General features: G+C 36.7%; 18 protein-coding genes. 15 read left to right on the plus strand and 3 right to left on the minus strand.

Translation table 11 applies throughout. The annotated features are described in order from the left end of the window. Positions 1-131 precede the first annotated feature (131 nt). The gene (locus tag FN809_RS17040) at positions 132-1343 is read right to left on the minus strand and encodes an ROK family protein (protein WP_142534746.1); all 1212 of its coding nucleotides are present in this window, start codon (positions 1341-1343) and stop codon (positions 132-134) included. 250 nt (positions 1344-1593) lie between these two features. Between FN809_RS17040 and FN809_RS17045 the strand changes: the two genes are divergently transcribed. Next, the gene (locus FN809_RS17045) at positions 1594-2898 is read left to right on the plus strand and encodes an IS1380 family transposase (protein ID WP_142534748.1); all 1305 of its coding nucleotides are present in this window, start codon (positions 1594-1596) and stop codon (positions 2896-2898) included. A gap of 621 nt (positions 2899-3519) precedes the next feature. Here FN809_RS17045 and FN809_RS17050 read toward each other — a convergent pair. After that, a complete protein-coding gene (locus tag FN809_RS17050) occupies positions 3520-3753 on the minus strand; it encodes a hypothetical protein (protein ID WP_142534749.1) in 234 nt (77 codons plus the stop codon). Positions 3754-3779: 26 nt separating this feature from the next. Here FN809_RS17050 and FN809_RS17810 point away from each other — a divergent pair, with 26 nt between their 5' ends. From FN809_RS17810 to FN809_RS17915, 9 genes are all read left to right on the plus strand, one after another. Next, positions 3780-3929 carry a hypothetical protein gene (locus FN809_RS17810; protein WP_185957610.1) on the plus strand — a complete coding sequence of 50 codons (150 nt, stop codon included), beginning with the start codon at positions 3780-3782 and terminating at the stop codon, positions 3927-3929. Between the two features lie 377 nt (positions 3930-4306). After that, complete coding sequence (locus FN809_RS17055; RefSeq protein ID WP_142534750.1) at positions 4307-4885, plus strand: recombinase family protein; 579 nt, start codon at positions 4307-4309, stop codon at positions 4883-4885. A 241-nt stretch (positions 4886-5126) separates the two neighbouring features. After that, a complete protein-coding gene (locus FN809_RS17060; protein ID WP_142534751.1) occupies positions 5127-5873 on the plus strand; it encodes a hypothetical protein in 747 nt (248 codons plus the stop codon). Between the two features lie 50 nt (positions 5874-5923). Beyond that, positions 5924-6409 (plus strand): hypothetical protein, encoded by a 486-nt coding sequence (locus FN809_RS17065; RefSeq protein ID WP_142534752.1) that lies wholly within the window; start codon positions 5924-5926, stop codon positions 6407-6409. Between the two features lie 308 nt (positions 6410-6717). Next, positions 6718-7218, plus strand: a complete 501-nt coding sequence (locus FN809_RS17070; RefSeq protein ID WP_262709436.1) for a recombinase family protein — start codon at positions 6718-6720, stop codon at positions 7216-7218. A gap of 466 nt (positions 7219-7684) precedes the next feature. Continuing rightward, positions 7685-8494 (plus strand): helix-turn-helix domain-containing protein, encoded by an 810-nt coding sequence (locus tag FN809_RS17075; RefSeq protein WP_185957611.1) that lies wholly within the window; start codon positions 7685-7687, stop codon positions 8492-8494. A gap of 173 nt (positions 8495-8667) precedes the next feature. Beyond that, positions 8668-8886, plus strand: coding sequence for a LuxR C-terminal-related transcriptional regulator (locus tag FN809_RS18245; RefSeq protein WP_185957612.1), 219 nt, complete (start codon positions 8668-8670; stop codon positions 8884-8886). Next, a complete protein-coding gene (locus FN809_RS17085; protein WP_142534757.1) occupies positions 8825-9178 on the plus strand; it encodes a transposase in 354 nt (117 codons plus the stop codon). The genes FN809_RS18245 and FN809_RS17085 overlap by 62 nt, the downstream gene beginning before the upstream one ends. 41 nt (positions 9179-9219) lie before the next feature. Next, positions 9220-9477: a hypothetical protein gene (locus tag FN809_RS17915; RefSeq protein WP_221929464.1), complete on the plus strand. Its 258-nt coding sequence runs from the start codon at positions 9220-9222 to the stop codon at positions 9475-9477. Between the two features lie 59 nt (positions 9478-9536). Here FN809_RS17915 and FN809_RS17095 read toward each other — a convergent pair whose 3' ends face one another. Further along, positions 9537-10892, minus strand: coding sequence for a serine aminopeptidase domain-containing protein (locus FN809_RS17095; RefSeq protein WP_185957614.1), 1356 nt, complete (start codon positions 10890-10892; stop codon positions 9537-9539). A gap of 1500 nt (positions 10893-12392) precedes the next feature. On the opposite strand from FN809_RS17095, the gene FN809_RS17100 reads away from it, so the two are divergent. From FN809_RS17100 to FN809_RS17115, 5 genes are all read left to right on the plus strand, one after another. Beyond that, positions 12393-15620 (plus strand): carboxypeptidase-like regulatory domain-containing protein, encoded by a 3228-nt coding sequence (locus FN809_RS17100; protein WP_142534759.1) that lies wholly within the window; start codon positions 12393-12395, stop codon positions 15618-15620. Positions 15621-15719: 99 nt separating this feature from the next. Then, positions 15720-16400 (plus strand): hypothetical protein, encoded by a 681-nt coding sequence (locus FN809_RS17105; RefSeq protein WP_142534760.1) that lies wholly within the window; start codon positions 15720-15722, stop codon positions 16398-16400. Between the two features lie 77 nt (positions 16401-16477). Continuing rightward, the gene (locus tag FN809_RS17110) at positions 16478-17569 is read left to right on the plus strand and encodes a DUF6920 family protein (protein WP_185957615.1); all 1092 of its coding nucleotides are present in this window, start codon (positions 16478-16480) and stop codon (positions 17567-17569) included. A 20-nt stretch (positions 17570-17589) separates the two neighbouring features. Continuing rightward, positions 17590-17718 carry a hypothetical protein gene (locus FN809_RS18115; RefSeq protein ID WP_262709435.1) on the plus strand — a complete coding sequence of 43 codons (129 nt, stop codon included), beginning with the start codon at positions 17590-17592 and terminating at the stop codon, positions 17716-17718. Next, positions 17681-18856: a hypothetical protein gene (locus FN809_RS17115; protein ID WP_142534763.1), complete on the plus strand. Its 1176-nt coding sequence runs from the start codon at positions 17681-17683 to the stop codon at positions 18854-18856. The genes FN809_RS18115 and FN809_RS17115 overlap by 38 nt, the downstream gene beginning before the upstream one ends. Positions 18857-18887 lie beyond the last annotated feature (31 nt).

The following is an 18887-nucleotide window of genomic DNA, read 5'->3' on the forward strand; positions in this document are numbered from 1 at the left end:
TTTATTTTTTCACTTATCATAAGAAAATGAATGAAATAAGTCATAACAGCCTATTGCCCTGCACGATATACGTATTGCTGTACTGCTTTAAATTATTTAGGTGTTGCTATTGCATGGGGGATAAAACGTAGCTATATCAAATCGTACTTTCTGTATAGGAGCGAGGCTGCTCCCAGAACAACTGCTTTATCACTTTCTACATGTGAATTAACGATTTTACAATTTTTTAGTGGGTTTACCAATGCCGTTTTGGACATCCCTATCTTCATGGAATCAATAAAAATATTTCCCAGTCGCGAATAACTACCGGCAATTACAATAAGCTGTGGGTTTAGCAAATTAATAATGTTACCTAAACTGGCACCCAGTTTATTACCCTGCTCTAATATTAATTCCATGGCAAGGCCATCCCCTTTCAATGCGATATCCAATATTTGACGATAAGAAATAGAATTATCAGGGATGTTTAACAAAGAGCTTCGCCCTTTAGCTTTTGATTCTTCAAAATCCAATTCAAGACCATACCCTGAAACCTCTGTTCCTAAACAATTCTGTTTGCCACATAAGCACAATCTGTTTTTCAATCCAAATTGCATGTGTCCGAACTCTCCGGCATATCCATCTTTCCCCCGGATTATATTACCATTGGCAAGGATTGACAAGCCCAGGCCACGGCTCAAATTTACAATAAGAGCATCCTGGGAACTACCTACTACACCGCACACTTCTTCCGCCAAACCGGTAGCCCTTGTATCATTTTCGAGTAAAATGGGCAGTTGTAACTTTTTTGACAGTAAAGTGGCTAGCGGTTGATTAGTAAAGTTAAAATAGCTTAACGACTCCCCCATTTTTGTGTTAATACGTCCAGTTAATCCTATTCCAACACCTAATACACTCTTTACATCAATCTGATATGATGCGAAAAAAGCTTTAATCTTCAGAATTATATCATCCAAACATTCCTTAGTATTTTCAAGCCTAAAATCCTCATAGATTTTGAATTCTATGATGCTCATTTCTAAATCAACAAGCGCTATTCTTAAACTTTTCAATTGAATATTAACACCAATTGAATAAAACACCTTTTTATTAATTGAAAACAACGATGGTTTACGTCCACTTTCCGTTTCCTTTTTACCCAACTCAAGTATTATTCCCTCGTCAATTAGTTCTAAAATGAGTTTATTTACGGTAGGTATGCTTATTTTTAAATGTTTTGATATCTCAGGAATAATGCAAGCAGTATCCGATTTTGAGATGAAGCGTATGATGTTTATTTTTTGCTTCTTCTTCCTGCTTTGGCTGTTAAACTGCTCTTTCTTAAATAAATAGTCTATAATCATTCTAATATTATAATTTCCTAACCAATATTAACTTACAAAAATAAAAAATTTTATTAAAGGTGCGACCATTAGAAACAATCTCACACTTTATCAATAAATATTCCGTGAAACATCAGAAACATAACATTCTTTTAAATAATTGTTTATGGCAAAAAATTCAGCCTTAATCCTGCTCTATGCAATAGAAGATGAATAATCCACTAAAATCTTTAAATTAGAGGGGTTCTGTAAACTTTTAGATTTCACCCATATGGTTAACCTTCCCATAGAGTATTCCGATAAAAAAGTAACCCCTTTTGGGGGCATGAGTTTGATGAAGCGTTTTCTTGATTCAATTGGCATCAGAGAATATATGTCAACATTGGAACTGCCAGATAAGGGTTCAAACCGAAGTTATGATCCAGTTCATATAATCGAATCCTTTTGGTTAAGTATCTGGACAGGCGCTTCGAGGTATATCCATGCAGATTGGTTACGTTATGACACCACGCTTCATGATATCTTTGGATGGGACAAAATGCCTTCACAAAGTACTTATAGCCGCTTCTTTGGTAAGTTTTCACAGTGCCGCAACACAGCCGTCTTCCCCTCATTGCAGCATTGGTTCTTCTCACAGCTACAAGTCAATGATATAACCTTGGATATTGATAGTACAGTCATTACACGGTCAGGAAACCAAGAAGGAAGTGCCAAAGGGTACAATCCATTAAAACGAGGACGCAACTCCCATCATCCGCTCATGGCTTTTGTGAGCCAAACCCGTATGGTTGCCAATGCATGGCTTCGCCCTGGCAACACGGCAGACAGCAGTAGTTGTAAAGCGTTCTTGCAAGAAACCATCGAAGATGTTTTGGCCGATACAAGAATCGGTTTGGTTCGTGCAGACAGTGGTTTTTACACCGAAGATATCTTGAGCTATATCCAACAGCAGGGGCTTAATTATATTATCGCCACACGCATGTACCCTAATGTAAAAAGTGAGGTGTATGGAATTGAGGATTGGATTCCTATCTGCAGTGGTATAGATGTTTCCCAGATGTATTTCGAGCATAAGGGTGGAAAAAGGCGAAGATATATTGTTGTTCGAAAAGAAATTGAAAAACGGCCAAAAGCCGGAGGAAAGCTGCTTTTTGATGACCTACCCGGGTACAGATACAGTTGCTATGTCACCAACCTAGATCTTCCCCTTGATGCAATTTGGAACCTTTACAATACACGGGCCGATTGCGAAAATAGGATCAAAGAACTAAAACAAGATTTTGGGCTGGAGAACTTTTGCCTAAAAGATTTTTGGGCTACCGAAGCTTCCTTTAGGTTTATCATGGTGGCGTACAATATCATGAGCCTGTTCCGGCATTTTGCTCTTCAATCTTACAATAAAGCAACTTTGGCAACACTAAAAGTCTATTGCTTTGCATTAGGAGCATGGAGTGTAAAACACGCTAACAAAAAGGTATTGAAGATAGCCTTAAACGCAAAAAGAAGGCCATGGCTCGATGGTATATTTGCCAAAGTTGAAAGCCTTAGACCCCCTTTTCAATATTCTAATGCATAATTCGGGTTAATTATGAATGACAAAAGTTTAATTAATTATTTTATAACTGCAGCTATTTTGAGCGTTACATTGAATGAGCAAGGCGAAAAACATAGAAGTAAATTAAATTCACTATTGAGTCGAGTAAATCAACTTGAAGTATAAAATGCTGCGCTAAAAAGTCGGTTAGCTTACTACGAAACCCTAAAAGCAGTAAGCCGCCTTCTTCCGCCCCCCTCTTTCCCGTTCCATTTGGTGATCAATAACTTGCAGCAGGCCAAGGATGGCACGGTGCGTCACTCAACGGTGTGTTGTACCATTTGGGGGCGCAAGCAAAAAACACGCTTGTAAATAAAAGGTTTCCTTGTCGGAGTTTACGTAGCAAGGAAGCGTTATTTGCAAGGGTGTTGGCGGGGCGTTAAAAGCTCTTGGCATGGAATAGCGGAATGGAGTGACCGTTTTTCAGGTCACCTTCCGCTAAGTAATGCCAAGAGCTGTAACGCGAGGGGTGCCGGTGGGGGAAAGAATAGATGATGGGGAAAGGTTAAAATTTAAGCTGAAAATATTTAAACAATTTATAATTGTATTATCATCTTCAGCTTAAAACCACCGTTAATAAATACGGTTTGAAGAAAAACAAGGCTAATCAGCCTTGTTTTTTATGTTCACGTAGCAAGTGTGTGTCTTGCCGAACTCGTCGGGCTGTTTCATTCTGGCAACCTCGAAGCTTAAGTACTTTTTGCCTTTGTACGCATGTGAATACTCTAGTGCGCTGTCCAATTCTACGGTTACTTTTACAATGTCAAGATCTTGCACCTGTGTCCCCTTACCAATGTAGTTTCTGGTAAACCCGTTTTTTTCGTTTTTCTTAGTCATAACTTATTTTTTTAATTAATAATTACATGCAAGATGTAAGGGAAAGCAGATATGGCATCGCAACAAGCAACTGGAATACCGGAACAAAGCGAGGATATGCCGGGAAAATTGTTGGATGTGCGGAGCATCCCGGAGACCATTGCCGCAACCCTATCTTAGCCTGGAGTTTTAATTGAAAAGTTGTGACGCTAAAGAAAATGAGCAAAAGGCTGGAAAATAATACCTAAAGGGGGACGGGTAGATTCTTGTTCCTTGAAAAATTTTACCGCAGATAAACACCTGCACCAGGTTTTCGATTAGTTCGGCAAAAAACGGATGAATCACAGTGCCAGGAAACCTCCGTTTTATAAAACTATCTGAAATTAATCTCACCTTCTTTGTTTTCGCGTCTCAAAAACCAGTATCTTTAATCCGTTTCACGGTTTTACGCTTTTTGAAACAAAATTAGCCTACAATTTACAAAAAGTGTCGATGTGTATTTTAAGCAAATTTGAAAAGCGTAGTGAAATCAAATTTGCATTTAAAATAACTATCGGTATCATTTTAATCAATTATGAAGATAGGATACGCAAGAATTTCCACAAAAGACCAAAATTTAGAAATGCAAACCGAAGCTTTGCAAAAAGCCGGTTGCGAAAAAATATTCAAGGAAACCCAAAGTGCGGTTAAAGAGCGTCCGGAATTACAAAACATGCTCGCCCATCTCCGTAAAGGCGATGTGCTCGTTGTATGGAAACTCGATCGGCTTGGCCGCTCCCTCAAACATCTGATTGACCTGGTTACCGGTTTTCGGGAAAAGGGGATCGAGTTCGTCAGTCTCAACGACAGCATCGACACCACCACCGTCCAGGGCCGACTGACTTTTAACATCTTTGCCAGCTTTGCCGAATTTGAACGGGAGCTGATCCGGGAACGCACCATGGCTGGTCTGCAGGCTGCCCGCGAACGCGGTCGAATAGGTGGCCGCAAAAAGGGATTGTCGCCCGAAGCCAAAAGAACGGCTTATGCATGTTATCAATTATGGGAAGATAAATCCAGAACGATATCCGAAATACTGAAAATTGTTAATGTGAGCAGGGCGACGTTTTATAGGTATATTGCATGGGTGAAGGAGCAACACGAAAAGAAGTAGCATAAATATTTCTTGGATTATTTTGTATGCAATCTACTGTTAGATTTGTCCATACAAAAAACACTATTAGTTTAAGTTATGTGAACATATTTTTTATATTTGAAGTGATATGTTTATAACAAAAAACAAAGAAGATGTATGTTCACTCTGCAACATATAACAAACGTTGCGCCTAATTTTAGACACCTGACATCCAATATACTTTCAAGTATCAATAACATCGCTTAAATAGAGATAAATAATGGATTATAAATTAGAGGCCTATTCAATAGTCGGAATTATTATTCTAATTGCAGGTTTACTTAGACTATATCTATATTACAAGAAATTTAATATATCTATTTTATCCTTTATTGCACCCGGAGAAATAACAACTATTTTCTTTGATAATTTATTGTATTTTTTTTGCTTTACTGGCCTTAACGTTTTAATTATTACTTTTTTTTATGATGGTATACTAAATCAAATTAGTGCATATACAGATTTGAATTTTTGGAATCGTCTACATCAGATTGGTTTTTTCAATATCAGCAAGTTGATATCGGTTGTTATATTTATAATAATTCTTTTTCTTATCTATAAATGGTCTTCTAAAATCTACTTTTATGAATATGTGTTGTGGACTTTGCTTATATTAATTGCAATGTATTTGAATCCATTAATAATTATTGAAACTGAAATTTTACTTTTAATTAATAAGATTGAATTAAGTCAATTGTCACTATTTTTTCTAATTGCATCTTTCAATTTAATTGCGTTTGCTTCATTTTCCGGGTTAAATGAAGCCTATAAAGTAAAAAAGAAGAATTACTATTTAAATGTAGAATTAAATATTCAAGATATTGGAATAATTGTTTCAAGTAAGTCTAAATATTTCATTGGAAAGACTAATCGTTTTGTTTTTATTTACACTTCAGAGAAAGAAGAAACTGAAGTAATACCGATTGATAGTATTATAAGCATGAAATTTGTGAATAGAAAAAACTAAGCACAATCGAATTCTAAGTCCTAATTTTAGTCTCACCAAACGCACAATATATGCTCACAATAAATGAAGCACGTTATGATTATATCTCCTTTTTAAAAGAGAAACATTTATTAATTACTGAATATATACCTTGTGAAATACTTAGTAAAAAGCGATACAATAAATTTAATTTATCAAACGCCAATATTACGTTCTGCTATGGTAAAAAAAGACTATTGCTTGAATTAGAAGACTTAGATATATATTTTATTTTACTAAATGAGGAACTGAATCTTTCGTCAGGCTATCCTGATAATATAAATATGAATTTTAATAATAGTTGGGGGTTTTGGTACGATAAAAAAAAAGAATGCTACCGTCTTGCAAAGAAAGCTCATATTAATATAAATAATGAAGCCCCTTACTATACAGCGATTAGGGCTAGTCAATATGTTATATTTTTTGATTGTTTAAAAATCCATTTTAGTACACCTTATATGGAGCATAAAAATTACAATAAGATTGTATCCGAAAGACTAAAAATTGAAGGTAAGTGAGAAGTAATTATTTCAGAAACTGAAAAAATAATGACAAACTTAAGTCTCCCAAAACCCTCCTAAAATATTCATTTATAGTCCTTCTTCCCGGTCCAAAGCCGCCATTGGTGCACTTATAGCTTATTAACTGGCTTCGCCATCTTGCCAGTAAGTAACTTCCTGCCTGTGGCAGGCAGGTCATTTCGGTTCAAATTGTGCCAGTAGTTTAGACTTGGCCTTTATAAAAATGTTGTGGTTTAGGAATTAAATCATGTATTTGCTAATATTAAATTTGACCACCTACTCCCTTAAACTTCTGGTTACGTAAAATATACAAAGAAACCCAAAGTGCCGTAAAGGAACGTCCGGAATTACAAAACATGCTCGCCCATCTCCACCAGGGTGATATTGTAGTAGTTTGGAAACTGGACTGGCTTGGCCGCTCCCTCAAACATCTGATTGACTTGGTCACCGGTTTCCGGGAAAAAGGAATCGAGTTCGTCAGTCTCAACGACAGCATCGACACCACCACTGTCCAGGGCCGATTAACCTTTAACATCTTCGCCAACTTTGCCGAATTTGAACGCGAACTAATCCGGGAACGCACCATGGCTGGTCTGCAGGCCGCCCGAGAACGTGGCCGCATAGGTGGCCGTAAAAAGGGATTATCCCCGGAAGCCAAAAGAACGGCTTTTGCATGTTATCAGTTATGGGAGGATAAATCCAGAACGATATCGGAGATACTGAAAATTGTTAAAGTGAGCAGGGCTACTTTTTACAGGTATATTGCCTGGGTGAAGGAGCAGAATGGGAAGAAGAAAAGGGTATGAAAGAGTTACAGGGTTCCAAACTCAAGGGAATATAAACAAAACCTACAATAAATATATATATAAAATGATTTGCTTACCTTTAGCGTTCATGTTATGAAATAGGCATCTATTAATCCAGAATTAACACCTTATAATTCGGCAAATAATAATGGAAGTAATCTTTATCAGTGGAATATTTTTGTCATTCTTTATTGCCTTTTTGTTATTGACAAAAAAGCAAAAGGCATTAACAGATAAAATTTTGGCTATTTGGCTTACCGTTATCGGTATTCATCTGTTGGGTTATTATTATAATCAGATAGGATACTGGGAGATTTATCCACACCTTATTGGAACCACTGCTCCGTTTCCCTTACTTCACGGCCCCTTATTATTTTTATACACGCTCTATTCCTTGCGTAACGACCGGAAAGTGCGGACGATAGATTATCTGCATTTTACTCCGGTGCTGGTAGCATATTTATACATGTCTAACTTTTTTTTCTTTTATACCGCAAAAGAAAAAAAGATGTTGGATAGAGGAGAAATAGCAGATTTCAGCGTTTTTGCATTGATTTTGCTGGTCGTAATTCTAATTTCAGGCATAAGCTACTCTGTTCTTACATATCGACTTACTATCCGGCACCAACATAAAATAAACAAATATTTTTCTTATAATGAAGGAATTAGCATTAAATGGTTGCATAATTGTATTCTGAGTATCGGACTAGTCTTTTTGTCTGCAACAGTAATTATTGTATCACGCGATGCGTTTGGAGTTCAGTTTTCATTTAATGCCGATTATATTATTTATCTGATCATCATCGGATTTGTATTTTATATCGGATATTTTGGCATTAAGCAAGAAAATATTTTCACAAACAATCCAATACCCAAAAATTTAAGTGAAGAAAAACCTGAACTGATCGAAAAATATAAGAATTCTGGTATCGGAAAGGATAATGCAACTAAGTTGTATAAAAAATTGCTAAACATTTTGGTTGAAGAAAAGCCTTATCTTGACCCCAAACTCAGTTTGTCTGGATTAGCTCAACTACTGGAAATTTCGCCAAATCAGCTTTCGCAGATAATCAATCAGGAAGCACAGGTTAATTTTCATGATTTTATAAATAACTATCGCGTTGAAGAATTTATACATAAAGCCAACAAAAACAAAAAATTTAGCTTACTCGCTTTAGCACTTGATTCAGGATTTAATTCCAAATCATCTTTCAACAATATTTTCAAAAAGCTAAAAGGATTAACGCCTTCCCAATACTTGTCAAAACAGTTGTAGGAAAATATCGAAGTTGATTTATTTGCTTGATTCGTTATTCTTGGTCTGACCAGTAAGGTAGACCTCATTTTTTGATCCAAATCTTATTCAAAACGAATACTTAAGTATTGAGTATTTTATTTAATCTTGACATTAATTAGAGTTTGCTGATTATGGCAGGAAAACCTAAAAGAATGAGCCAAGAGCAAATACTACAACAGCACAACCAAGGGCACGGAAACAAGACCATAGGCCGTAATTTGAACATCAGCAAGAACACGGTCAAGAGTTACCTTAAGAAATACAGAAGTTCGAAAATAAGTCTTTCCACGTTGCTTAAGATGGAAGACCATGTGCTTGAAAAAGTCACGTTCACTCAGATCGGGCAACCGATGGGTTATTTTGGCTCATAAAATCCCATGCGATCCTTTGGTGAGCATATATCAAAAGCAAATGGGCAACGGCAAAACCGGTACGGGCGGCATCAACCCGCGTGTTATGGTGGGTGCCTTTATCATAGAACACATGTGCGATCTGAACGATCGGGAAGCTGTACTTCAGATACAGGAGAACATGCATATGCAGTACCTGCTGGGCTCGGTAGCAAATACAAACAAAGGTTTGGGTTTTATCCCCGGGAAGTATTGGCCGATAAAATATACTGTACACGAGCGAACCGTAAAAAGCTCAAGGAACTCGGCATAGGGCTCCAGGCTAAACCGCTGGGAAGGGCAAAGGCGGTGGGTGTGGAACACGTAAGACTGGGCGAAAGGAATCCCATCGAAGACAAGTGGACAAGCCAAAACAGCTTACGGAGTGAACAGGATAAGAGCAAGGCTCCCAAATACCAGCGAATCCTGGATAGCCACAATAATACTGATACTGAACCTGGTCAAACTGGCTGGGGAGGTATCACTTGCCCCAACTTTTTCAGCACAGTGGATGGCGGGAATGATGAAAGAAACTTTGAGAATCATATTAAAATGTTCGCCAGAGAATTGTAAAATGCAATTAACTTAAACAGCATGCCCTAATTAGACTCCAGTCAGGTAAATTTAACAGTCTAATTCTTTCTTGTAGCATCCATCCAATTGATTGCATTTTCTGCAACAACAGTACTATAATTTTTCATGGAATAATTATGATATTCATTCGAATCCAAAATCTTAGTATTTTTATCCATATTTTCAAAGTAAACAAAGTCATGATCTGTATTCGATACAATATATATATCGGCTTTGTTTGGGGAATTAGTAGAAACAATATCTCTTATCATATGCGCCCATTCTGTATTAAGGGCTTGGATATCAAACTCACCATGCAAACATAGTACGTGAGTTGTAATATAAGCCCATTTCTCACAAACATTTATTTCGTTTAGTTCCTGCCAGTAAACTAAAGACCGATTCAGATAGCGTTCATTTTTAAAATCCTCCAAAAGACCATGTTCTGTAAGAAAACTTTTATGCTTCATGTTTTTCAATATTTCCTGACTATTTTCCTTCTGAATTAATAAATCATACCAAAATGGAATAAAACCTCTCAGATTTTTAGATATTTGAACTGCTGATTTTTTCCAAATATAACCTTGTTCCCATTTTACATCAATTAGGTATTCAAACCAAGATTTAACAACTGTACCATACGCTATTATCCCTCTTGGAGAATATTCTTCTGCAAGTATTGGGGCAATAATGCCTCCCACAGAATGACCAAAAAGAAAAATATTAGTACTATCTATTTTTGGGTTTTTAATCAAGGATTGATATGCCTGTTTAAATGTTGAGCATTCTGAATGAAATCCCATTTGCATGCAATCAAAAGAACTTTCACTGTCTCCAACGCCTGCTTTTTCCAATCTGTACACAGCGTAACCCGAATTCACCAAATCCTCATAAAATTTTAAGTATGGACTATTCTTATAAAATGGTTGTTCTACACTCAAACAAGAGTACCCTTGAATAAAGAATACAACAGGGCAATTTACTTTTCCTTTTGGTTTATGCAAAATAGTTCTCAATTTACAGCCCTGAAAATCAACAAAGTCATAGTAAACATCAGCAGATTCAGATATTTCAAATGGCTTGCCAACCGCTATTATTGTTTCAGCCTTTTCTAAACCATTAAAAGTATAGTTAATTATTAAGAAATCACCTTCCCTAATATTATTCATGGTTTTGATGGCATCCGCCTTTGTTCTTATAGGCACATCGTTAATCTTATTTAAAATCGCCCCTTTACACAATTTGGTATGATTAGCAGTAGAATTAGGGAAAATATAGTTAACATATACTCCATTAATAATCGGATTTTTTGCTTTGATAGAATCAGGAATTTCCTTCATCACAACCCCTAAAAATGCTCTTCTTTCTAAAGTCTGTGAAAAATTTCTTAAACAAGGAAATAATAAAATAAACATAAGAAGCCACCTTAAAATCATACCGAGTATTATTCTTACTAATGAGTCGTTATTTATTTTGTTTCGAAACAAAAGTAATTATAAAAAATAAAATAACCACTTATTCATATCCTTGGGTTGAATCTACAAATTGTCAATCAGGGCAATTTGAAAGATAAAATTGCGCCTCTTCTCTTTAGAATAAAGATCAATTTTATAATAAAAAAAATAGGAGTACAGACTTATAGGTAGCCCTCCTATGAGTTTAAACCTATATTAAGCGATTAATTTTGCTATTTGACTTTTATTCGTATAAAAAAAATCAAACTTAAATAATAGATAAAATGCTAAACAAATTAATTTACGTATTAATTGCATTCAGTATTTTAAGCTGTAGCGATACTGAAAAGACAAAAAAGACGTCATTACGAAATAATTGTGGAATCTAATTATTATGCATCACAACGTTAATAGAGTTAAAACAATTAGGTTTTCTTGGAGATAATCCCAACCCGGAATACTTATCATGGCGCAATAAACTATCAGAAGTTGACGATGATAAAAAATTTAAAGCGCCAGTTTCCGGAAAACTTTTATTTACTTTTATATATCAACTTCTCGGTTATATAAAGCCGAAAAATACATAATATTTTCAGAGAGCTATGGAAGGCTGTATAGGTTTTGTAAAGACTGGATCCATTAAAAAGTTAAAATCAATCTGGCCGGATCAAACTAAATATTTAGAATTATGGTATAACCCTGTTTACATTAAGATTGTATTTGAAGACATTGGTGATAACATGAAAGATGTTCTTGAAACACTAAGAGTATGGTCGGAATATATATTATCCATATGGGATCCTTATCAGCCCATATATAATTTGAAAATGAAAGATTACCCGTCACTCATTATAAAGTTTCATCAATACTTCAGCAATGGGATAGTATCAAGGATTTTGTGAGTAACCATTCGATAAGTTTATTACATATATATGCCCTGAAAGTAGTACAACTGCAAGCAGTATTGGATCTTAAAAAAATGTTTTTAGCTCAATGTATTCAAGAAATATTCTTAAGTGTTCTATCGTTCATGAGTTTGGTGTTCGATATTTTTCATTTGATGAATTTGCCGCAAGATAAAAGTCAGCTGAAATTATGAGAGCCTATAATGATAATTTCTTGTGTATTATTGAAACAGAGGTCTGTTTCATGAAGAGTAAGATACTAACATTTGAAAGGGATTATTTCATTACGGAAATGCAACTCGAAAATATTTTTGAATTTAGAAGAAAAAACATCAAAATGAACTGAATATCTATGAATTTACAACTAAACTTTATGTTGAAGCTAAAAAAGATTCAATAATCATACAGTCCTAAGGAAAGAACTAAAGTACTGTTATGCTGACGCATATGCGTACAAACTTATATGTTTGGACACCTTTTTAGTCTATACTTATAAGTTTGGGCGATTGCCTTTAGCATTTGGTTTTACTTTGCTCTAAACAATCCATTAAAAACTATGAGTACGGTAGAGCAAGAAAATCAAATTATCAAGAAATACAAAAGCCCGTTTTCTTTTTATCTTTTATCCTTGGTAATCCCATGGTTCTTGTGGTTTATTGGTGCTTATTTAAGTCATAAAACGCCCTATTCTTCAACCTTAGAATGGGTAACAGGAATAATCATTTTTGCAGGTTTACTTGCCCCGGTAATCATTGCACTTTATTTTATGCTACCCGACAAAGAACTCAGAAAAGATTTCTTAGGTCGTTTTTTCAATTTCAGAAGTATAAAACGTGAATATATTCTGTTGACTTTTTTTCTGATGCTGCTTAGCATTCTGGCAGCTCAGGCTATATCCTTGTTTTTTGGATACCCTGTCTGTCAGTTTGAACTTAGAGGTTCATTTACCTTTACCTCTGCCCTGTTTCCTGTTTGGTTTTTGTTGATTATATCCCCCATGCTTGAGGAGTTGGCATGGCACTCTTACGGGACCGACAGTCTGGTTTCGCGTTTTAACTTGTTTAATGCCTCGCTGATATTTGCCATTTATTGGGCATTCTGGCATTTCCCCTTATCGTTTATTAAAGACTACTACCATAGTAACCTAGTAGAATCGGGCACACTCTATTCCATCAATTTTGTAGTAAGTTTGATTCCCTTTGTTTTAATTATGAACTGGTTGTATTACAAAACGAACAGAAATATTTTACTGGTCATCGTCTTTCATATTTCCGCCGGAATTTTTAATGAGATTTTTGCTACGCATCCGATGAGTAAAGTCATCCAAACGGGTTTGTTATCGCTATTTGCATACTATATTATTACCAATGACAAACCATTCTTTTTCTCAAAAGAGTCAAAATCAACAAACAGAAAAGTCAACACTATTTCAGCTCTTAAGAGTATCAAATCCGGCTTTAGGGTTTTCATTCTTGGTGTTTTTCTGTTAGGAACTTCAATAGGTATACCGGCTCAGGAAATCACACAAACCATTAGCGGGAAAGTATTTGACGATATGACTAATGAGTCGTTACCCTTTGCCACCATTGTTGCAAAAAGTAGTGATCCACTCATTGGAACGGTTACCGATACAGAAGGAAATTTTGTTCTAGAAAATATAACAGTGGGGCGCCAAGCCATATCTATTTCAATGATTGGGTACGACACCTATGAAATTAAAGAGATAATGGTTGGTTCGGGTCAAATTATTAATTTGAATATTGGAATGAACCAAAGCAGTACCGGACTTGATGAAGTAGTAGTTCGCGTGAATAAATCAACAGCCTTAAACAGCATGGCCACCGTAAGCAGCCGTCAGTTTACTGTAGAAGAAACCCAGCGTTATGCCGGAGGAATGGACGATCCTGCACGCTTGGCATCATCGTTTGCCGGGGTATCCAATCCGTCCATCAGCGACAATGGAATTTCTATACGCGGCAATAATCCCGACGGGCTCTTGTGGCGTATCGAAGGTGTTGAAGTACCTAATCCAAACCACTTTGCCAACCTTACCATAGCCGGTGGTGGCTTAATGTCGGCCATCAGTAATCAAGTGATGGGTAATAGCGACTTTTTCACGGGAGCTTTTCCTGCTGAATATGGAAATGCTTCTTCGGGTGTGTTCGATATAAAATTACGTGAAGGGAATCGCAACAAAAAACAATATGCATTCGAAGCCGGAATTTTAGGTGTTGGGGCAATGGCACAAGGGCCTATGGCAAAAAACTCCGATGCTTCCTATATTGTGAATTACCGTAATTCAACGATGGCGCTGCTTGCCCCACTTCTTCCCAGTGATGCCGGTGTGTTGAAATATCAGGATCTTTCGTTCAAAACCAATTTCCCCACAAAAAAGCATGGAACATTTACCCTTTGGGGAATTGGCATCCTTGACGGCATAATCAATGAAGCTATTGATAGCACAAGCTGGGAGTCTGATTTCGACCGCGATAACTCAAAGACTGCCATGTATATGTATGCAACAGCCCTGTCGCATAAGATAAGTTTACCCGGTAATACATTTTTGAAAACTTCGGCCGCCTTTACAGGAGGTGGATTAGATTTTTCAGAAGAACGATTGAATTACGACCAGGAAGCACATCCGCAATCGAAAGCGGAAAACAATACCAGCTGTATCACCCTGCAAAGTGAAATCACCAAACGTTTTAATGAAAATCACAGTAATAAATCCGGGCTTCGTTATGCGCATCACTTTTATGGTCTTGATGTGGAGGAATCTCCGGCTGAAGGAGAAATGCCTGTCCAAATTGCAAATCAAACGGGCCATACCGGATTTATTCAAGTGTTTTCGCAGTCGAAAATTAATGTAATGCCCGACCTAGTGCTAAATGCCGGTATCAATTCGCAATATTTGTTATTGAATAAGGGATTTTCCGTCGAGCCTCGTGTTGGGGTAAAATACCGCATTAATCCGAAACACAACCTTGGCTTTGCTTATGGCATTCACAGTAGAATGGAACAGTTATCAGTTTATTTTGCTTCGGTTAACGGAAGCTCGCCCAATAAGAACCTCGATTTTACAAAATCATCGCATTATGTACTTTCATATCATACAAAAATTACCGATGATCTGCATTTAAACATCGAGCCCTATTATCAGCAACTAAAACATGTTCCGCTGGCTCAAACAGGGTATGTCTCAACGTTGAACAATAGCAACAATCTATTCTTTAACGATGCGCTTGTAAGCGAAGGGAAAGGGCGAAATCTTGGTATTGATCTTACACTTGAAAAGTTCTTGAGCCATGGATATTACTACATGCTAACAGCTTCAGTCTTCGATTCAAAATATACAGGAGCTGATGATATTGAAAGAAATACCCGTTTTAATCGAAATTATGTTTTCAACCTCTTGTTCGGTAAAGAGTGGCAAATTCGACAAAACAATATTCTCAGTGCTAATATAAGGGCGAATTACCTGGGTGGCAACCGTATAGAACCTATTGATATGGAAGCATCGATGCAACAACGGGACGTGGTGTATGGTGAAACCGGCCGAAATGTGGCATTTAGTAAAAAACATGACGATTTACCAGTGGTTTCGTTAACCCTTTCGTATCGGAAAAACAGGACCAAATATTCATCGGTATGGTCTCTTCAAGTATTAAATCTCAACGGTGCCAAAGAATACGCTCGGGATTTTTATAATATAAAAACCAATACGCTCGATACGCAGTATGATGATCTTGTAATTCCTAACATCAGCTATAAAATTGAATTTTAACAATAAACAATACAACATAGGACCATCTATTGGTATAAATGATAAAAAGATGTTTATCAGGCGATTTTTAATCTTTTCAAAATCTAAGCATCATACAAAATGAGAAAAGTTGTTCTAATAATTATGGTAGGAGTCGTATTAAGTTCCTGCGCAGTCACCGAAAAAAGTCAGCGTACTCTAAAATATTCCTTTCAGGCAGGAATAAACAAAGGGGGCATAACTGAAAATACCAATTTAACTGTTTTATCAAATCCTCCAGATGAAAACCTTGTAGATGCTTATTCGGGAGCTACACAGTTGGGGGTAAATGCAGGTGTGCATGTGAATAAACCGCTCAAATACGGCGAAATTGAAAGCGGCTTGGATTATATGTTTAACGTCCAAACATTCAGTTTTGCCCATCAGGAAAATATGTATGTGGGTGTTCGGGAGTTAAACGTAAGTCAATTGATGATACCTTTTACGTACAATTTTAGCGTATTAAGAAAAGTATGTCCAACTGCTGAATTACAATTAAAACTTGGACTAACAGGACAATTAAATTTTGTGTCAATCAGCAGTACAGGAACATTGCCCGACTATTCAATCAATAGCTTGTCGGGTGGAGGATTGTTCGGAATTTCTGCTTATCCAGTGAAATTTGAAAATGGCCAAAAATTGGGGTTCTATATCGATGTTTACCGTGGCTCACAGGTTTATGAAGATTATTACAATCAGAAAACATTTGAGACACCGGGCTCAAGTTTTGTAAAAGGTGGTATTCGATACCGATTTAAATAAAAATGCTGTTACCATTCAGTCTGATTTGTCAAAGAAATATTCATAAAATGTTTATCAATCCATAAAACTCGAAAAAGATGCAATACCTATTTTCAACACTTCTATTCTTACATGGGGTAATACATTTACTAGGTTTTATAAAAGCGTTTAACTTGGTAAATATTCAACAACTTTCAGCTCCTATTTCAAAAGGTGCCGGTTTAATATGGCTATTGGTCTTTGTGTTGTTTGTTGTTTCTGGTATTACCTTTCTCACGAAACACCAATGGTGGAGCATCCTGGCTTTTCTTGCTATTATTCTTTCCACATTTCTGACCATCTTGGCTTGGAAAGACGCAAAGTTTGCAAGCATTCCCAACCTAATCATTCTGCTTGTAGCTGCATTTTCCTTATCTCAGGTGGTTTTCAATCAAAAAATATCGAATGAAATATCGCAGCTTATTGGACAATCAGGTGGTTTTGAAACTCCAAAAGTTACAACAGAACAACTTGCTGGACTGCCATCACCTGTTGCAAAATGGTTAAAGGTTTCGGGCGTTGTGGGCAAAGAAAAAATCCATTCTGTTTGGTTGAGTCAAAAAGCCAAAATGAAAATGAAACCCGGACAGGAAAACTGGAACAGTGCAACAGCAGAACAATACATTACTGTACAAAAACCTGCATTTGTTTGGAAAGTGAAATTGAACATGTCGCCATTTATCAAAATAACAGGTCGCGATAAGTTTGTTGACGGAAAAGGGGAAATGCAAATAAAAATATTTTCGCTCGTAAATATTGTAAACGAAAAAGGAGTGAAAATGGACGAAGGCACATTGCAACGCTATCTGGGCGAAATTGTGTGGTTTCCGTCTGCTGCATTAAGCCCGTTTATTACATGGGAAGAAATAGATTCCCGCTGGGCAAAAGCAACAATGGACTACAAAGGAACAAAGGGTTCGGGGACTTTCCACTTCAACGAAAAAGGTGACTTTATTCAATACAGTACGCTACGTTACAAAGGCAACGAACCGGATGCTTTACGTTGCGAATGGGTTATTGATGTAAAGGAACATGCAGTTATAAATGGCGTGGGAATTCCCGTTAAAATGACCGCTACCTGGAAGCTGGATGAAGGCGACTGGACATGGTTGAAGCTTCAGATTGAAGACATTAAATACAATTTAAATTAAATCATTTAAAAAAGTCACTTATGAAACGAACATGTTTGCGAAGAAACACCAACACCAATGAAAATAGTAAACATGGAATTCTATACGACCATAAGAAACAAATTATTAAGGATGAAAACTATAAAAAAAATATTTCGCTTAATTCTTAAAGTGATAAAATGGGGATTTTTCTCAATTACTGCGCTGGCAGTTATTTCAGCCTTGTATAATCTGAGTCTTCCCGACAAATCAAAGGTTGTTGAGCATCTGTCTTGCGAGGAAAAGGGTTTCATAGCGGAAACATTGAATTTGCATAGGAATTTGGGAAACGAAGTATGGCCGGGATGGGGCAATTTACCCATTCCTGTAATCGTTTACAATGAAAAATATGCTTTTTTAATCGGAATTTCCGATCCAACACCTGGATGGTACAAAATGCCGACTGGAGAACACCGAGGTAGTGATTGGGAGATGGTTAAAACAGACAAATTGAATGGTAAACCCTACCATCGTCAGGCTTTGCCAAATCCAGACATTACACCTGAAAATTTTACGGTAAAAGTGGGGGACAACTGGGTGGCAACCATGCAGACGAAAGAATATGCAGCACTTCAATTTTATAGTGGGTTTAAAAATGAACTTCCACCCTTGTTGAATGTAATTTTTCCCTATAAAATCTTTTGGCACATTCTTATGGGAAAGCCAGAAACTAACATTGGTGGAATGGCGCATGAGGCATTCCATGCTTTTCAGGGAAATGAAGTTTATGAGAAGTTTGCTGCGTGTGAAAATACAAACCGTCTTTCTGCAGATTATCCATGGGATGATGCTGTAAATGCTACCGGGTGGATGAAAGAAACCAATCTGTTACTTGAAGCTTATACTGCCACCAGCAAGGAAACTGCCAAACAATTGCTTGCTCAGTTCATTGACAAACGCAAGGAACGCAGAATAAATGCAAACCTTCCGGTTGAGATGATTCAATATGAACAAAAAAGGGAATGGATAGAAGGACTTGCTAAATATGCCGAATTGGAAATTGGCTTACTTGCACAGGAAAAGCAGGATTATTTTCCAATTGATGAATTTAAAAAAAAATCAGGATTTAAAAACTATAAAACCCAATCGAAATATGTTAGTCGGCAAATAGCAGAAGTAAAAAGGGCAGCGAACCGCCCTGGCGAAAGCCGTTTTTATTATGGAGGAATGTTGCAGGCTGTAATTCTCGACCGATTAATGCCGGGGTGGAAAAAAAAGGCTTTCGACAATCAGGTTTACCTGGATGGCTTACTCCAAAAAGCAATTTAATATCAAATCGAAAGTATAATACCACAAATTA

The organism is Saccharicrinis carchari (assembly GCF_900182605.1).
Classification (GTDB): Bacteria; Bacteroidota; Bacteroidia; order Bacteroidales; family Marinilabiliaceae; genus Saccharicrinis; species Saccharicrinis carchari.

Bases quoted from the DNA above. Each gene is read 5' to 3' on its own strand.
- FN809_RS17040 (WP_142534746.1), bottom strand. From the start codon at position 1,343: ATGATTATAGACTATTTATTTAAGAAAGAGCAGTTTAACAGCCAAAGC.
- FN809_RS17045 (WP_142534748.1), top strand. From the start codon at position 1,594: ATGGTTAACCTTCCCATAGAGTATTCCGATAAAAAAGTAACCCCTTTT.
- FN809_RS17050 (WP_142534749.1), bottom strand. From the start codon at position 3,753: ATGACTAAGAAAAACGAAAAAAACGGGTTTACCAGAAACTACATTGGT.
- FN809_RS17810 (WP_185957610.1), top strand. From the start codon at position 3,780: ATGCAAGATGTAAGGGAAAGCAGATATGGCATCGCAACAAGCAACTGG.
- FN809_RS17055 (WP_142534750.1), top strand. From the start codon at position 4,307: ATGAAGATAGGATACGCAAGAATTTCCACAAAAGACCAAAATTTAGAA.
- FN809_RS17060 (WP_142534751.1), top strand. From the start codon at position 5,127: ATGGATTATAAATTAGAGGCCTATTCAATAGTCGGAATTATTATTCTA.
- FN809_RS17065 (WP_142534752.1), top strand. From the start codon at position 5,924: ATGCTCACAATAAATGAAGCACGTTATGATTATATCTCCTTTTTAAAA.
- FN809_RS17075 (WP_185957611.1), top strand. From the start codon at position 7,685: ATGTCTAACTTTTTTTTCTTTTATACCGCAAAAGAAAAAAAGATGTTG.
- FN809_RS18245 (WP_185957612.1), top strand. From the start codon at position 8,668: ATGAGCCAAGAGCAAATACTACAACAGCACAACCAAGGGCACGGAAAC.
- FN809_RS17085 (WP_142534757.1), top strand. From the start codon at position 8,825: ATGTGCTTGAAAAAGTCACGTTCACTCAGATCGGGCAACCGATGGGTT.
- FN809_RS17095 (WP_185957614.1), bottom strand. From the start codon at position 10,892: ATGTTTATTTTATTATTTCCTTGTTTAAGAAATTTTTCACAGACTTTA.
- FN809_RS17100 (WP_142534759.1), top strand. From the start codon at position 12,393: ATGAGTACGGTAGAGCAAGAAAATCAAATTATCAAGAAATACAAAAGC.
- FN809_RS17105 (WP_142534760.1), top strand. From the start codon at position 15,720: ATGAGAAAAGTTGTTCTAATAATTATGGTAGGAGTCGTATTAAGTTCC.
- FN809_RS17110 (WP_185957615.1), top strand. From the start codon at position 16,478: ATGCAATACCTATTTTCAACACTTCTATTCTTACATGGGGTAATACAT.
- FN809_RS18115 (WP_262709435.1), top strand. From the start codon at position 17,590: ATGAAACGAACATGTTTGCGAAGAAACACCAACACCAATGAAAATAGT.
- FN809_RS17115 (WP_142534763.1), top strand. From the start codon at position 17,681: ATGAAAACTATAAAAAAAATATTTCGCTTAATTCTTAAAGTGATAAAA.